The sequence below is a fragment of the Citrobacter sp. RHB36-C18 genome (assembly GCF_013814485.1).
GTDB lineage: Bacteria > Pseudomonadota > Gammaproteobacteria > Enterobacterales > Enterobacteriaceae > Citrobacter > Citrobacter braakii.
Map to the genome: position 1 here is coordinate 4,508,177 of NZ_CP057125.1, position 15,735 is coordinate 4,523,911.

The window sequence follows — 15,735 nt, forward strand, 5'->3', positions numbered from 1 at the left end:
TTGTGGGTAAATTAGGCCAACAGGCGGTAGCCCGGTAACGTCAGGAAGTCAATTAACTCGTCGGAAGTGGTGATTTGCTCCATCAGGCGCGCGGCATCGTCAAAACGCCCGCTGCTGTAGCGGTGTTCCCCCAGTTCGTCCTGAATCACCAACATCTCTTCGGCCAGCATCTGGCGGAACAACGGTTTGGTAACCGGTTTGCCGTTGCTGAGCGTTTTCTGGTGGTGGATCCACTGCCAGATGGAAGTACGAGAGATTTCGGCGGTGGCCGCATCTTCCATCAGACCATAAATCGGTACGCAGCCATTACCGGAGATCCACGCTTCGATGTACTGCACCGCGACACGAATGTTGGCACGCATACCTTCTTCAGTACGCTCACCTTCACAGGGTGCCAGCAATTGTTCTGCGGTAATCGGCGCATCTTCTTCACGGGTCACGAACAGCTGATTTTTGTTTTCACCGAGTACGTCGTTGAACACCGCCATTGCGGTATCTGCCAGTCCTGGATGGGCAATCCATGTGCCGTCATGACCGTTATTGGCTTCCAGCGCTTTGTCCGCTTTTACCTTGGTCAGAACCTGGTTGTTACGTTCCGCATCTTTGCTGGGAATGAACGCGGCCATGCCGCCCATCGCGAACGCGCCGCGTTTATGACAGGTTTTAATCAGCAGACGCGAATACGCACTGAGGAATGGCTTATCCATCGTCACCACCTGACGGTCCGGCAACACGCGATCCGGGTGGTTCTTCAGGGTTTTGATATAACTGAAAATGTAGTCCCAGCGACCGCAGTTCAGGCCCACAATGTGGTCACGCAGCGCGTGCAGAATTTCGTCCATCTGGAAAACGGCTGGCAGCGTTTCAATCAGCAGGGTCGCTTTAATTGTGCCGCGCGGCAGATTAAAGCGATCCTCTGCATAGCTGAACACTTCACTCCACCATGCCGCTTCTTGCCAGGCCTGCGTTTTGGGTAGATAGAAATAAGGGCCACTGCCTTTTGCCAGCAACGTTTTGTAGTTGTGGAAGAAATAGAGGGCAAAGTCGAACAGGCTGCCCGGGATCGATTCGCCACGCCAGGTGACGTGTTTTTCCGGCAGGTGCAGACCGCGAACGCGGCACACTAACAGGGCCGGATTGGGTTTGAGTTGATAAATTTTACCGGCTTCGTTGGTGTAGCTAATGGTGCCATTGACTGCATCGCGCAAGTTGATCTGCCCGTCGATAACTTTGCTCCACTCAGGAGCCAGCGAATCTTCAAAATCAGCCATAAAGACTTTGACGTTCGCGTTCAGCGCGTTGATAACCATCTTGCGCTCAACCGGTCCGGTAATCTCTACACGGCGATCCAGTAAATCATCAGGAATACCGCGAATTTTCCAGTTACCTTCGCGAATGGAAGCTGTTTCCGAAATAAAGTCAGGCAACTTACCGTCATCAATATCCTGCTGCTGCTGGATACGTGCAGCCAGAAGTTTATTCCGCTTTGGCGTAAATCTTGTCACCAGCTCGGTCAGAAACTCCACCGCTTCAGCGGTCAGAATCTGCTGTTCCTGTTCGCCACGCGGCCTGGTGAAGATCAGTTCATCGGTTGTCGTTGCCTGTTGATTCATTGCGTAGTTCCTCGTCATTGATCCAAACACATCCCCAATGCGAACGAAGGATCGTTGTGCGGTTTTCGTTCAGCACAACTAAGACTACTCATTTAAATTTCAAAATCAAAAACAATTTCCATTTTTAATTCAATTATCAATTAACCTATTGATAACAATATAAATAAAATTTAATTACACATTGAGGTGCGTTTCGGAAATAAAAAAGGCACCCGAAGGTGCCTGATTCAACATGCTGAAACGCTTAAGGATCGTCTGTTACAGAAGATTAATCCAGCGTTGGATTCATGTGACGCAGATCATATGGCGTGATCTGGTAAACGTAATAGTTGAGCCAGTTGGTAAACAACAGATTGCCGTGGCTACGCCAGGTTGCCCGCGGTTTATTTTGCGGGTCATCTTTTGGGAAGTAGTTATAGGGCACTTCCGGCGTTAAGCCCGCTTCGACGTCACGAAAATATTCACTGCCGAGTGTATGGGCGTCATATTCAGGATGGCCCGTTACGAAGGCGATACGTTTATCTTTGCTGGCAAACAGGTAGGCATCTCCCTCTTCTGTTTCGGCAAAAATCTCGAGATCGGTGTAGTCCCTGATAAGGGCAGCAGGAAAATCGGCATAGCGCGAATGCGGGGCCAGGAACGCATCATCAAATCCACGCGTCAGCAGCGCATGAGGATGAAGAATATGGTGCTCATAGACGCCTGAGAGTTTATCCGTACGGGTTTGCTTGGGAATTCCGTACAGGATATTCAATGCGGCTTGCACCGCCCAACAGACAAAGAGCGTCGATGTAACATGATCTTTCGCCCATTCAAGCACTTGTTTAATCTGCGGCCAGTAAGCCACGTCATTAAATTCAACCAGACCCAACGGCGCGCCGGTCACGATCAGTCCGTCAAAGTTCTGATCGCAGATATCCTCGAAATTACAGTAAAAGTTATTCAGATGCTCCGTAGGGGTGTTGCGTGACTCGCGGGCATCAATGCGCAATAGCTGAACATCTACCTGCAGCGGTGAGTTAGAGAGTAAACGCAGGAACTGGTTTTCCGTTTCAATCTTCTTGGGCATCAGGTTGAGGATGAGCACCTTCAGTGGACGAATTTCCTGTCCAGAAGCGCGAGATGACGTCATCACAAAGACGTTTTCCTCACGCAAGAAATTGACGGCGGGTAGCTCGTCCTGCACGCGAATTGGCATAACCTGATAACCTCACTACATACGTTTAAACGTTTAGACATCCAGATAGCTGAAGATACCCAGGAATCATGCGAATGTCGAGCCTGCATCCTCAAGTTGAGAAAGTTTCACGGCTCCTTGCTGTAGATTAGTGCAGTAAAGAAAAAAGGAGAATGCTATTCGTCGTTCGCGTAACAGGCAATGTGCTGCCGGGAGAGCCTGGTGTGCTGCGCTTCTCAGGCCTGCACACCGGTTACAACATGATGGGCTGGATAAAACGGTACGCTTCATCGGCAGTCTTCATTCCCTGCAGACGCAAAAAAGCCCATCCGGCAGGATGGGCTTCTTCACTTGTTTGATGCCTGGCAGTTCCCTACTCTCGCATGGGGAGACCCCACACTACCATCGGCGCTACGGCGTTTCACTTCTGAGTTCGGCATGGGGTCAGGTGGGACCACCGCGCTACAGCCGCCAGGCAAATTCTGTTTATCAACACACCTCTCGGGCCTGTCGATGTAATCTGTAATCAAGCTGAATTTCGTGTCTCTTTCGCCAAAACACCTTCGGCGTTGTAAGGTTAAGCCTCACGGTTCATTAGTATCGGTTAGCTCAACGTATCGCTACGCTTACACACCCGACCTATCAACGTCGTCGTCTTCAACGTTCCTTCAGGACCCTTAAAGGGTCAGGGAGAACTCATCTCGGGGCAAGTTTCGTGCTTAGATGCTTTCAGCACTTATCTCTTCCGCATTTAGCTACCGGGCAATGCCATTGGCATGACAACCCGAACACCAGTGATGCGTCCACTCCGGTCCTCTCGTACTAGGAGCAGCCCCCCTCAATTCTCCAGCGCCCACGGCAGATAGGGACCGAACTGTCTCACGACGTTCTAAACCCAGCTCGCGTACCACTTTAAATGGCGAACAGCCATACCCTTGGGACCTACTTCAGCCCCAGGATGTGATGAGCCGACATCGAGGTGCCAAACACCGCCGTCGATATGAACTCTTGGGCGGTATCAGCCTGTTATCCCCGGAGTACCTTTTATCCGTTGAGCGATGGCCCTTCCATTCAGAACCACCGGATCACTAAGACCTGCTTTCGCACCTGCTCGAGCCGTCACTCTCGCAGTCAAGCTAGCTTATGCCTTTGCACTAACCTCCTGATGTCCGACCAGGATTAGCTAACCTTCGTGCTCCTCCGTTACTCTTTAGGAGGAGACCGCCCCAGTCAAACTACCCACCAGACACTGTCCGCAACCCGGATTACGGGTCTACGTTAGAACACCAGCCATTAAAGGGTGGTATTTCAAGGTTGGCTCCATGCAGACTGGCGTCCACACTTCAAAGCCTCCCACCTATCCTACACATCAAGGACCAGTGTTCAGTGTCAAGCTATAGTAAAGGTTCACGGGGTCTTTCCGTCTTGCCGCGGGTACACTGCATCTTCACAGCGAGTTCAATTTCACTGAGTCTCGGGTGGAGACAGCCTGGCCATCATTACGCCATTCGTGCAGGTCGGAACTTACCCGACAAGGAATTTCGCTACCTTAGGACCGTTATAGTTACGGCCGCCGTTTACCGGGGCTTCGATCAAGAGCTTCTCCTTACGGATAACCCCATCAATTAACCTTCCGGCACCGGGCAGGCGTCACACCGTATACGTCCACTTTCGTGTTTGCACAGTGCTGTGTTTTTAATAAACAGTTGCAGCCAGCTGGTATCTTCGACTGATTTCAGCTCCATGAGTAAATCACTTCACCTACATATCAGCGTGCCTTCTCCCGAAGTTACGGCACCATTTTGCCTAGTTCCTTCACCCGAGTTCTCTCAAGCGCCTTGGTATTCTCTACCTGACCACCTGTGTCGGTTTGGGGTACGATTTTGTGTTACCTGATGCTTAGAGGCTTTTCCTGGAAGCAGGGCATTTGTTACTTCAGCACCGTAGTGCCTCGTCATCACACCTCAGCGTTAACAAGACTCCGGATTTACCTGGAATCTCCGCCTACATGCTTAAACCGGGACAACCGTCGCCCGGCTAACATAGCCTTCTCCGTCCCCCCTTCGCAGTAACACCAAGTACAGGAATATTAACCTGTTTCCCATCGACTACGCCTTTCGGCCTCGCCTTAGGGGTCGACTCACCCTGCCCCGATTAACGTTGGACAGGAACCCTTGGTCTTCCGGCGTGCGGGTTTTTCACCCGCATTATCGTTACTTATGTCAGCATTCGCACTTCTGATACCTCCAGCATGCCTCACAGCACACCTTCAACGGCTTACAGAACGCTCCCCTACCCAACAACACATAGTGTCGCTGCCGCAGCTTCGGTGCATGGTTTAGCCCCGTTACATCTTCCGCGCAGGCCGACTCGACCAGTGAGCTATTACGCTTTCTTTAAATGATGGCTGCTTCTAAGCCAACATCCTGGCTGTCTGTGCCTTCCCACATCGTTTCCCACTTAACCATGACTTTGGGACCTTAGCTGGCGGTCTGGGTTGTTTCCCTCTTCACGACGGACGTTAGCACCCGCCGTGTGTCTCCCGTGATAACATTCTTCGGTATTCGCAGTTTGCATCGGGTTGGTAAGTCGGGATGACCCCCTAGCCGAAACAGTGCTCTACCCCCGAAGATGAGTTCACGAGGCGCTACCTAAATAGCTTTCGGGGAGAACCAGCTATCTCCCGGTTTGATTGGCCTTTCACCCCCAGCCACAAGTCATCCGCTAATTTTTCAACATTAGTCGGTTCGGTCCTCCAGTTAGTGTTACCCAACCTTCAACCTGCCCATGGCTAGATCACCGGGTTTCGGGTCTATACCCTGCAACTTAACGCCCAGTTAAGACTCGGTTTCCCTTCGGCTCCCCTATTCGGTTAACCTTGCTACAGAATATAAGTCGCTGACCCATTATACAAAAGGTACGCAGTCACCCCATAAAGAGGCTCCCACTGCTTGTACGTACACGGTTTCAGGTTCTTTTTCACTCCCCTCGCCGGGGTTCTTTTCGCCTTTCCCTCACGGTACTGGTTCACTATCGGTCAGTCAGGAGTATTTAGCCTTGGAGGATGGTCCCCCCATATTCAGACAGGATACCACGTGTCCCGCCCTACTCTTCGAGTTCACAACACATGCACTTTTGTGTACGGGACTATCACCCTGTACCGTCGGACTTTCCAGACCGTTCCACTACCACACATGCTGATTCAGACTCTGGGCTGCTCCCCGTTCGCTCGCCGCTACTGGGGGAATCTCGGTTGATTTCTTTTCCTCGGGGTACTTAGATGTTTCAGTTCCCCCGGTTCGCTTCATTACGCTATGTATTCACGTAATGATAGTGTGACGAATCACACTGGGTTTCCCCATTCGGAAATCGCCGGTTATAACGGTTCATATCACCTTACCGACGCTTATCGCAGATTAGCACGTCCTTCATCGCCTCTGACTGCCAGGGCATCCACCGTGTACGCTTAGTCGCTTAACCTCACAACCCGAAGATGTTTCGTAAAACACTTCAGTGTTGCGAAAATTTGAGAGACTCGGACACACCGCTTTTCATTTCTTGTTTACGGAGAAATGAAACAGTGTGTCGTTTCAATTTTCAGCTTGATCCAGATTTTTAAAGAGCAAAACTTCTTAATGCACTCGAAAGTACATTCAGAAGTTCATCATTCATCAGACAATCTGTGTGAGCACTACAAAGAACGTTTCTTTAAGGTAAGGAGGTGATCCAACCGCAGGTTCCCCTACGGTTACCTTGTTACGACTTCACCCCAGTCATGAATCACAAAGTGGTAAGCGCCCTCCCGAAGGTTAAGCTACCTACTTCTTTTGCAACCCACTCCCATGGTGTGACGGGCGGTGTGTACAAGGCCCGGGAACGTATTCACCGTGGCATTCTGATCCACGATTACTAGCGATTCCGACTTCATGGAGTCGAGTTGCAGACTCCAATCCGGACTACGACATACTTTATGAGGTCCGCTTGCTCTCGCGAGGTCGCTTCTCTTTGTATATGCCATTGTAGCACGTGTGTAGCCCTACTCGTAAGGGCCATGATGACTTGACGTCATCCCCACCTTCCTCCAGTTTATCACTGGCAGTCTCCTTTGAGTTCCCGGCCGGACCGCTGGCAACAAAGGATAAGGGTTGCGCTCGTTGCGGGACTTAACCCAACATTTCACAACACGAGCTGACGACAGCCATGCAGCACCTGTCTCAGAGTTCCCGAAGGCACCAAAGCATCTCTGCTAAGTTCTCTGGATGTCAAGAGTAGGTAAGGTTCTTCGCGTTGCATCGAATTAAACCACATGCTCCACCGCTTGTGCGGGCCCCCGTCAATTCATTTGAGTTTTAACCTTGCGGCCGTACTCCCCAGGCGGTCGACTTAACGCGTTAGCTCCGGAAGCCACGCCTCAAGGGCACAACCTCCAAGTCGACATCGTTTACGGCGTGGACTACCAGGGTATCTAATCCTGTTTGCTCCCCACGCTTTCGCACCTGAGCGTCAGTCTTTGTCCAGGGGGCCGCCTTCGCCACCGGTATTCCTCCAGATCTCTACGCATTTCACCGCTACACCTGGAATTCTACCCCCCTCTACAAGACTCTAGCCTGCCAGTTTCGGATGCAGTTCCCAGGTTGAGCCCGGGGATTTCACATCCGACTTGACAGACCGCCTGCGTGCGCTTTACGCCCAGTAATTCCGATTAACGCTTGCACCCTCCGTATTACCGCGGCTGCTGGCACGGAGTTAGCCGGTGCTTCTTCTGCGAGTAACGTCAATCACTGCGGTTATTAACCACAATGCCTTCCTCCTCGCTGAAAGTACTTTACAACCCGAAGGCCTTCTTCATACACGCGGCATGGCTGCATCAGGCTTGCGCCCATTGTGCAATATTCCCCACTGCTGCCTCCCGTAGGAGTCTGGACCGTGTCTCAGTTCCAGTGTGGCTGGTCATCCTCTCAGACCAGCTAGGGATCGTCGCCTAGGTGAGCCGTTACCCCACCTACTAGCTAATCCCATCTGGGCACATCCGATGGCAAGAGGCCCGAAGGTCCCCCTCTTTGGTCTTGCGACGTTATGCGGTATTAGCTACCGTTTCCAGTAGTTATCCCCCTCCATCGGGCAGTTTCCCAGACATTACTCACCCGTCCGCCACTCGTCACCCAAGGAGCAAGCTCCTCTGTGCTACCGTTCGACTTGCATGTGTTAGGCCTGCCGCCAGCGTTCAATCTGAGCCATGATCAAACTCTTCAATTTAAGTTTGATGCTCGTGAATTAAACTTCGTAATGAATTACGTGTTCACTCAGAGACTTGGTATTCATTTTTCGTCTTGCGACGTTAAGAATCCGTATCTTCGAGTGCCCACACAGATTGTCTGATAAATTGTTAAAGAGCAGTTGCGACGCGCTTTAGCGCTCTGTCGCGAGGTGGCGTATATTACGCTTTCCTCTTTCAGAGTCAACCCTCATTTTCAGGTTTTTCTCTTCAACCGAACCGGCTGTTTGTGTGAAGTGATTCACATCCGCCGTGTCGATGGAGGCGCATTATAGGGAGTTTCCCGCGGCCCGCAACCCTTAAATTGCAGAAAAATGACTGACCGCTGCATTCCACAGCAAAACCCCGCCTTATACCCATTTACACACAGAGTTATCCACAAACCACGCGATCGTTTGTGCACTTCTCTGTTTATATGAGCATCCTTCAACGGAAAAAGAAGAGGTCAAAATCGAAAATTAAAAATTCGCGAGCGTTGCGCAAACGTTTTCGTTACAATGCCCCCGCACAACAAGGATGCCCCGTAAGGGGCGTTAGCTGAGTTTTTAGCCAAGAATTCACCTAACGCTCTCTGTAATAGTCAAATCCAGGGGATTTACCATGCAACAACGTCGTCCAGTCCGCCGCGCTCTGCTCAGTGTTTCTGACAAGGCCGGTATCATCGAATTCGCTCAGGCACTTTCCGCACGCGGTGTGGAGCTGCTGTCTACAGGTGGCACTGCGCGCCTGTTAGCTGAGAAAGGTCTGCCAGTGACCGAAGTTTCCGATTACACCGGCTTCCCGGAAATGATGGATGGACGCGTAAAGACCCTGCATCCGAAAGTCCACGGCGGCATTCTTGGTCGTCGCGGTCAGGACGACGGGATTATGGAACAGCACGGCATCGCACCTATCGACATGGTGGTTGTTAACCTGTACCCGTTCGCCGAGACCGTTGCCCGTGAAGGCTGCTCGCTGGAAGATGCGGTAGAAAACATTGATATCGGCGGCCCGACGATGGTGCGTTCCGCTGCCAAGAACCATAAAGATGTGGCTATCGTTGTGAAGAGCAGCGACTACGTCGCCATTATTAAAGAGATGGATGCCAACGACGGTTCTCTGACCCTCAACACACGTTTCGATCTCGCGATTAAAGCCTTTGAACACACCGCCGCTTACGACAGCATGATCGCCAACTACTTCGGTAGCATGGTTCCGGCCTACCACGGCGAAAGCAAAGAAGCCGCCGGTCGCTTTCCACGTACACTGAACCTGAACTTCATTAAGAAGCAGGATATGCGCTACGGCGAGAACAGCCACCAACAGGCTGCCTTCTATATAGAAGAAAATGTTAAAGAAGCGTCCGTTGCCACCGCGCAGCAGGTACAGGGCAAAGCACTTTCCTACAACAACATCGCCGATACCGATGCGGCGCTGGAGTGCGTAAAAGAATTCAACGAGCCAGCCTGTGTGATCGTCAAACACGCTAACCCGTGCGGCGTGGCAGTCAGTACCTCTATTCTCGATGCTTACGACCGCGCCTATAAAACCGACCCGACCTCCGCGTTCGGCGGCATCATCGCCTTCAACCGCGAACTGGATGCCGAAACTGCTCAAGCCATCATTTCCCGTCAGTTCGTGGAAGTGATCATCGCGCCATCCGCAACCGAAGATGCACTGAAAATCACCGCCGCCAAACAGAACGTCCGCGTGCTGACCTGCGGTCAGTGGGCACAACGTGTGCCGGGCCTGGACTTCAAACGCGTTAACGGCGGTCTGCTGGTTCAGGATCGTGACCTGGGTATGGTGAGCGAAGGTGAACTGCGCGTAGTTTCCAAACGTCAGCCGACCGAACAGGAACTGCGCGATGCGCTGTTCTGCTGGAAAGTAGCTAAATTTGTAAAATCCAACGCCATTGTTTACGCCAAAGAGAACATGACTATCGGCATAGGAGCAGGCCAGATGAGCCGCGTATATTCCGCAAAAATCGCCGGAATTAAAGCCGCCGACGAAGGTCTGGAAGTTCAAGGTTCCTCTATGGCATCCGACGCCTTCTTCCCGTTCCGCGATGGGATTGATGCCGCCGCCGCCGCTGGTGTGACCTGCGTGATCCAGCCGGGCGGTTCTATCCGTGATGATGAAGTCATTGCTGCCGCCGACGAGCACGGCATAGCGATGGTGTTCACCGACATGCGCCACTTCCGCCATTAATCCACGGAGCAGACGATGAAAGTATTAGTGATTGGCAACGGCGGGCGCGAACACGCGCTGGCCTGGAAAGCGGCGCAGTCGCCAAAAGTCGAAACGGTATTTGTTGCACCAGGCAACGCGGGCACCGCGCTGGAACCTGCGCTGCAAAACGTGGCAATCGGCGTGACCGATATTCCGGCGCTGCTGAGCTTTGCCCAGAATGAGAAGATCGATCTGACCATCGTTGGCCCAGAAGCGCCTCTGGTAATTGGCGTGGTCGATGCGTTTCGCGCCGCCGGTCTGAAAATCTTCGGCCCAACCGAAGGTGCAGCGCAGTTGGAAGGCTCCAAAGCCTTCACCAAAGATTTCCTTGCCCGTCATAACATTCCAACGGCGGAGTATCAGAACTTCACCGAGATTGAGCCTGCGCTGGCCTATCTGCGTGAGAAAGGCGCGCCGATCGTTATCAAGGCCGACGGCTTGGCCGCCGGTAAAGGCGTTATCGTCGCGATGACGCTGGAGGAAGCCGAAGCCGCTGTTCATGACATGCTGGCAGGTAACGCTTTTGGCGATGCGGGCCACCGTATCGTGATCGAAGAGTTCCTCGACGGTGAAGAAGCGAGCTTTATCGTGATGGTTGACGGCGAGCACGTGCTGCCAATGGCCACCAGCCAGGACCACAAACGCGTGGGCAACGGCGATACCGGTCCGAATACCGGCGGTATGGGCGCTTACTCACCTGCACCGGTGGTGACTGATAACGTTCATCAGCGCACCATGGAACGCATCATCTGGCCAACCGTAAAAGGCATGGCGGCGGAAGGGAACACTTACACCGGTTTCCTGTACGCGGGTCTGATGATCGACAAACAGGGCAACCCGAAGGTTATCGAGTTCAACTGCCGCTTCGGCGATCCGGAAACCCAGCCGATTATGCTGCGTATGAAATCGGATCTGGTGGAGCTGTGCCTTGCCGCCTGTGACGGCAAGCTGGATGAGAAAACCTCTGAGTGGGACGAACGCGCCTCTTTGGGCGTAGTGATTGCCGCGGGCGGTTATCCGGGCAACTACAATACTGGCGATGAGATCCACGGCCTGCCGCTGGAAGAAGTCGCTGACGGTAAAGTGTTCCACGCGGGCACCAAACTGTCTGCTGACGATCGCGTGCTGACCAACGGCGGTCGCGTCCTGTGCGCCACCGCGCTGGGCAACACCGTTGCCGAGGCGCAGCAGCGTGCCTACGCCCTGATGACCGACATCCGTTGGGACGGCAGCTTCAGCCGTAACGACATCGGCTGGCGCGCCATCGAACGTGAGCAAAACTAACGGCTGAGCTTAGCCAGCAGCGTTTTGCGCGTAATACCTAACTGACGGGCGGCTTCGGTTTTATTGCCGCCCGTTTTTTCCAGCGCCGCCAGAATCACTTCTTTTTCGACATCCACCAGCGGTTGGATCTCGCCACTGTATTCCGTTTTTATCGGTGTCGCGGCAATCGCCATCGGCAGCTCGCGTTCGGAAATATATTCCCCCGTTAGCAGCACCACCGAACGCTCAATCGCATTTTCCAGCTCACGGATATTACCCGGCCAGTCATAGTGGATCAGCAGATCCATCGCCTGCGGAGTAAAGCCCTTCACCGCTTTTCGGTTACGTGTGGCAAAACGCTGGAGAAAATGTTCGGCCAGCAGCGGAATATCTTCCCGGCGCTGGCACAGCGCAGGCATTTCAATAGTGATGACGTTCAGGCGATAGTAGAGATCCTGACGAAAGCGCCCGGCGTTCACTTCCTCCGCCAGATCGCGATGTGTGGCGGCGATCAGCCGGACATCAACCGCAATAGTCTGGTTGCTGCCAACCCGTTGCACTTCCCGCTCCTGGATAGCCCGCAGCAGACGCACCTGCATTAGCGGTGAGATATCGCCAATTTCATCAAGAAATAACGTGCCGCCTTCGGCTTCCACAAAGCGCCCTTCCCGCCGCTTATCCGCGCCAGTAAACGCGCCTTTCTCATGTCCAAAAAGTTCGGACTCCAGCAGCGACTCATTAAGCGACGCACAGTTCAGCGTCACCAGCGGTTTATCACAGCGGGTACTGCTGGCATGCAGCGCCCGGGCCACCAGCTCTTTCCCCGTACCGGAGTCTCCGTGAATGAGCACCGTTGCATCCGAGGGTGCAACCATCGCGATTTCATTGATCAACTGCTGCATCGCCGGACTGCTGCCAATCATGCCAAACTGCGCAGCCGACCCCGACGGCAGTTCAGCGCCCGTTTCCCGCGTATGCGCCAGCGCCTTTTCCAGCGTCTCCTGCAGGCGATCAAAATCCAGCGGCTTGATTAAGTAGTCCAGTGCCCCGGTTTTCAGCGCCTCAACGGCGGTCTCCACGCTGGAGAACGCCGTCATGATCAATACCGGAATCGCCGAATTCAACGCTTTAATCTCTTTCAGCGTTGCGATGCCGTCCATCTCCGCCATACGCACATCGCACAGCACTAAATCAAATACGCGTTCACGCACCTGTTCCAGTGCCGCTTGCCCGCTATAGGCCAGCGCGACCTCATAACCCCAGCCGCGCAGCAGCGCCTGTAAAATGGTGCAGTGGCTGATATCGTCATCTACCACCAGAATATTGATTTTTCCGCGCGTCATCCTTGTTAATCCTGTTGTTTCGCGTTGGTCGGCAGCCAGAGGGTAAAGGTTGCGCCTTTGCCCTCAACGCTTGCCACATGAATGGTACCACCGTGCTGTTCAATTATGTTCTGCACTACCGCCAGCCCAAGGCCGGTTCCATCCGCTTTAGTCGTGAAGTAAGGCGTAAAAATGGCCTCCAGCTGTTCCGCTGCAATCCCTTTCCCGCTATCAGTAACCACGATTTTAACGCGATCGCCGCTGCTTTCACTCGCTTCAACCGTAATCGTGCCCTGACGACCAATCGCATGAATGGCGTTCAGATACAGATTCAACAGAACCTGAGTCAGTCGGTCGGGATCGGCCTGAATAGCGGGCAGCGTGGAACTGGCCGAAAAACGTAGCTGGATTTCCCGGCTTGCCGCATCCTGACTCACCAGGTTTAATGAGTGGGCGATGACCTCATTGAGATCCACCTGTTGCAGCGTCAGATGCGCAGGTTTCACCAGCTCCAGCAGCTCGCTCACCACCCGATTTAAACGGTCCGCCTCTTTCGCCATCACCTGCGCCAGCTCATGCGACTCACCACCAGCCGGAGTTCGTTCAGCAAAATACTTCGCTAAACCTTTGATCGATGAAAGCGGGTTTCGAATCTCATGCGCGACCCCGGCCGCCAAATGCCCGAGCGCCATCAGTTTTTCTTTACGCTTCATCGCATCCTGCAGTTCTTTGTACGAGCGCTGATAGCGCTGATACCAGAAGAACGTCAGCACAGTGGCCAGCAGCACGGCCGCCAGCGCAGACAGGACGATCAGGGTGTTACGCCACTCTCTTGCCTGAGTCGCAGCCAGATCGCTGGCATCAAAAGCGATAAATATGGTTTGTGCGGGGGGGATAAGCTGTCCGTCATTGCTGGCACAGCGCGCCATACCATGACGTCCTGGACCATACATCGGCTGAAACTGACGATAAATTTCCAGGACCGGTGTTTTTTCACCGTCCCCCGTAGGCATGTCAATATTCCGCCAGCTTTCTTGTTCCCCGGGGCTTAGTTGTCGCAGGACATCCGGTGAATAGAGCGTTTTACCGACCATCGCGGAATTGCTGTGAGTAATAATGACGCCATGATCGTCAACGACGGCAAACCATAGCACGCCTGGTTGTACGGCCATTTCCTCCAGCAGCGTCTGCTGTTGAGCATGATGCATGCGCATCCCCATACCTACGCGCGTACCAGACTCCAGAGCGCGGATGAGCACGCTGCCTTTTTCCAGTAGCGTTTGCCGCGCGGCGCCGCTTTCCCGCCCATAGTCCCGAATGGTCATAATCGAAAACCAACCGACCAAAATCAGGATTGCCGCCAGCAAGAGTCGGCTCAACCACTTGGCCGCCGTGTCCTTATAAAGACGCATACGCTCTCCCTTTATCCCACCTGTTCCTTTCATCGTTGCAGGTATACAGCAGAAATCATGCCATTTTTTCTCCGTGATAACCCTGCCCTCAGACACAAACCGCTGAAAGTAGCGGGTAAAAATGACCCGCCGGCGCGTTCTGGCGAGTCATTTTTACTCGCCGCCCTGTAAAGACCACGAGTACAACGCCCGCGGGACCGGGATTGCCGCTTTGGCACGGAAGATGCAATAGGAAATGTAATCTAACCAACAGGAGAACGACCCATGAAACGGAACAACAAACTGGCGCTGATTGCACTCTCTCTTATCGCGTTGGGCTCTACCCCGGCGCTGGCGCAGAATCACTGGGGATATGGTGATGGAATGCAGCAACGAGGCGGTACGCCAATGACCACTGAGCAGCAGGCTACCGCGCAGAAAATCTATGATGATTACTACTCGCAGACCAGCGCTTTGCGCCAACAGTTGACCTCTAAACGTTATGAGTACAACGCGTTGCTAACAGCCAGCTCGCCAGACACAGCAAAAATTAATGCCGTGGCAAAGGAGATGGAGGCGTTGAATCAGTCACTGGATGAGCAGCGCGTTAAACGCGATGTCGCAATGGCCCAGGCAGGCGTACCTCGCGGAGCGGGAATGGGCTACGGCGGGTGCGGCGGTGGCGGCAACCATCGCGGCGGCCATATGGGAATGGGCCACTGGTAAACGGTTTTTGCCGGATGGCGGCCTCACCTTATCTGGCCCGATGTCCTGGCATCAGGTTTTCAGAAGGTTTTGGCAGTAGGCTGCCAGTGACAAAAATCTTCATTAGCGACCAGCAGTAGCTGCGACCCTTCGGGCGCTTCCAGCCATGCTACACTCACTTCTACAGATGAATGGCTCTGGCGGCGCTCAATGTGGTTTATCGCCCACGATTCCAGATCGGGCTTCAGTGTTTCACCTTCACAGGTCGTGACTGTGTTATTCGCATGCCAGCGTCCCTGACGCAATATCACCCGTCCCTGACGCAACGCATCGCTGGTCTGGCGGATTTGATCGGCACGATAGCGGTAAAGCGCAATTTGATCGCTGGAAAGCTGCTGCTTTTGCCCATCGACTTCACGCTGCATGAAACTCAGTTCGCCCCGGTCATCGAAGCGTATACGGACATGTTCCGGTGGTTTACTGTAAGTGTTGAGTTCTATCAGCGAGAGCGAATCACCCTGCCAGCGGTATTCACTGGTGGTGGTATCGCCTTTACGCCACGGACTAAATACCGAGAGCAAGTGAACATCGTCGCTGGAATCTTTACGCCAAATGCGTACCGCCCCCTGATCGCCAACATAGCCGCTGGCCGTGAACGGAGGAAGCTCAGAGTGGCGACTACAGGCAGACAGTAACAGCACACCTGAAAGCCAAAGCGAATGACGCCAGATAGACAAAAGGGGCGAAACCGCCCCTTCGATAAAACTGTTCACTGCCA

8 protein-coding genes and 3 rRNA genes are annotated in these 15,735 nt (G+C 53.4%); 3 read left to right on the forward strand and 8 right to left on the reverse strand.

The features are described 5' to 3' along the window. Positions 1–11: 11 nt before the first annotated feature. From aceB to HVZ52_RS21390, 5 genes are all read right to left on the reverse strand, one after another. Positions 12–1,613 carry a malate synthase A gene (gene aceB, locus HVZ52_RS21370; RefSeq protein ID WP_016155322.1) on the reverse strand — a complete coding sequence of 534 codons (1,602 nt, stop codon included), beginning with the start codon at positions 1,611–1,613 and terminating at the stop codon, positions 12–14. 268 nt (positions 1,614–1,881) lie between these two features. Then, positions 1,882–2,811, reverse strand: coding sequence for a homoserine O-succinyltransferase (gene metA, locus HVZ52_RS21375; protein WP_016155321.1), 930 nt, complete (start codon positions 2,809–2,811; stop codon positions 1,882–1,884). Positions 2,812–3,150: 339 nt separating this feature from the next. Beyond that, a 5S ribosomal RNA gene (gene rrf, locus HVZ52_RS21380) occupies positions 3,151–3,266 on the reverse strand. Positions 3,267–3,363: 97 nt separating this feature from the next. Continuing rightward, positions 3,364–6,270, reverse strand: a 23S ribosomal RNA gene (locus HVZ52_RS21385). Positions 6,271–6,504: 234 nt separating this feature from the next. After that, positions 6,505–8,046, reverse strand: a 16S ribosomal RNA gene (locus HVZ52_RS21390). The 16S, 23S and 5S rRNA genes sit together here, the layout of an rRNA operon. 619 nt (positions 8,047–8,665) lie before the next feature. Here HVZ52_RS21390 and purH point away from each other — a divergent pair. Both purH and purD read left to right on the forward strand, forming a co-directional pair. Next, entirely contained in the window at positions 8,666–10,255 is a 1,590-nt protein-coding gene (gene purH / locus HVZ52_RS21395) for a bifunctional phosphoribosylaminoimidazolecarboxamide formyltransferase/IMP cyclohydrolase (RefSeq protein ID WP_181598671.1), read from the forward strand. A 15-nt stretch (positions 10,256–10,270) separates the two neighbouring features. Continuing rightward, the gene (purD, locus tag HVZ52_RS21400) at positions 10,271–11,560 is read left to right on the forward strand and encodes a phosphoribosylamine--glycine ligase (RefSeq protein WP_181598672.1); all 1,290 of its coding nucleotides are present in this window, start codon (positions 10,271–10,273) and stop codon (positions 11,558–11,560) included. Here purD and zraR read toward each other — a convergent pair. Beyond that, positions 11,557–12,882: a sigma-54-dependent response regulator transcription factor ZraR gene (gene zraR, locus HVZ52_RS21405; RefSeq protein ID WP_181598673.1), complete on the reverse strand. Its 1,326-nt coding sequence runs from the start codon at positions 12,880–12,882 to the stop codon at positions 11,557–11,559. The genes purD and zraR overlap by 4 nt on opposite strands. A 5-nt stretch (positions 12,883–12,887) precedes the next feature. Next, the gene (zraS, locus tag HVZ52_RS21410) at positions 12,888–14,273 is read right to left on the reverse strand and encodes a two-component system sensor histidine kinase ZraS (protein ID WP_181598674.1); all 1,386 of its coding nucleotides are present in this window, start codon (positions 14,271–14,273) and stop codon (positions 12,888–12,890) included. Positions 14,274–14,537: 264 nt separating this feature from the next. Here zraS and zraP point away from each other — a divergent pair, with 264 nt between their 5' ends. Next, positions 14,538–14,978, forward strand: a complete 441-nt coding sequence (zraP, locus tag HVZ52_RS21415; protein ID WP_101701278.1) for a zinc resistance sensor/chaperone ZraP — start codon at positions 14,538–14,540, stop codon at positions 14,976–14,978. 59 nt (positions 14,979–15,037) lie between these two features. Here the strand turns inward: zraP and HVZ52_RS21420 are convergent, their stop codons facing one another. Then, entirely contained in the window at positions 15,038–15,730 is a 693-nt protein-coding gene (locus HVZ52_RS21420) for a DUF1481 domain-containing protein (RefSeq protein ID WP_047359007.1), read from the reverse strand. Positions 15,731–15,735: the final 5 nt, after the last annotated feature.

Excerpts from the sequence above, each read along its gene's own strand:
- aceB (WP_016155322.1), bottom strand. The coding sequence starts at position 1,613 with ATGAATCAACAGGCAACGACAACCGATGAACTGATCTTCACCAGGCCG.
- metA (WP_016155321.1), bottom strand. The coding sequence starts at position 2,811 with ATGCCAATTCGCGTGCAGGACGAGCTACCCGCCGTCAATTTCTTGCGT.
- purH (WP_181598671.1), top strand. The coding sequence starts at position 8,666 with ATGCAACAACGTCGTCCAGTCCGCCGCGCTCTGCTCAGTGTTTCTGAC.
- zraR (WP_181598673.1), bottom strand. The coding sequence starts at position 12,882 with ATGACGCGCGGAAAAATCAATATTCTGGTGGTAGATGACGATATCAGC.
- purD (WP_181598672.1), top strand. The coding sequence starts at position 10,271 with ATGAAAGTATTAGTGATTGGCAACGGCGGGCGCGAACACGCGCTGGCC.
- zraP (WP_101701278.1), top strand. The coding sequence starts at position 14,538 with ATGAAACGGAACAACAAACTGGCGCTGATTGCACTCTCTCTTATCGCG.
- zraS (WP_181598674.1), bottom strand. The coding sequence starts at position 14,273 with ATGCGTCTTTATAAGGACACGGCGGCCAAGTGGTTGAGCCGACTCTTG.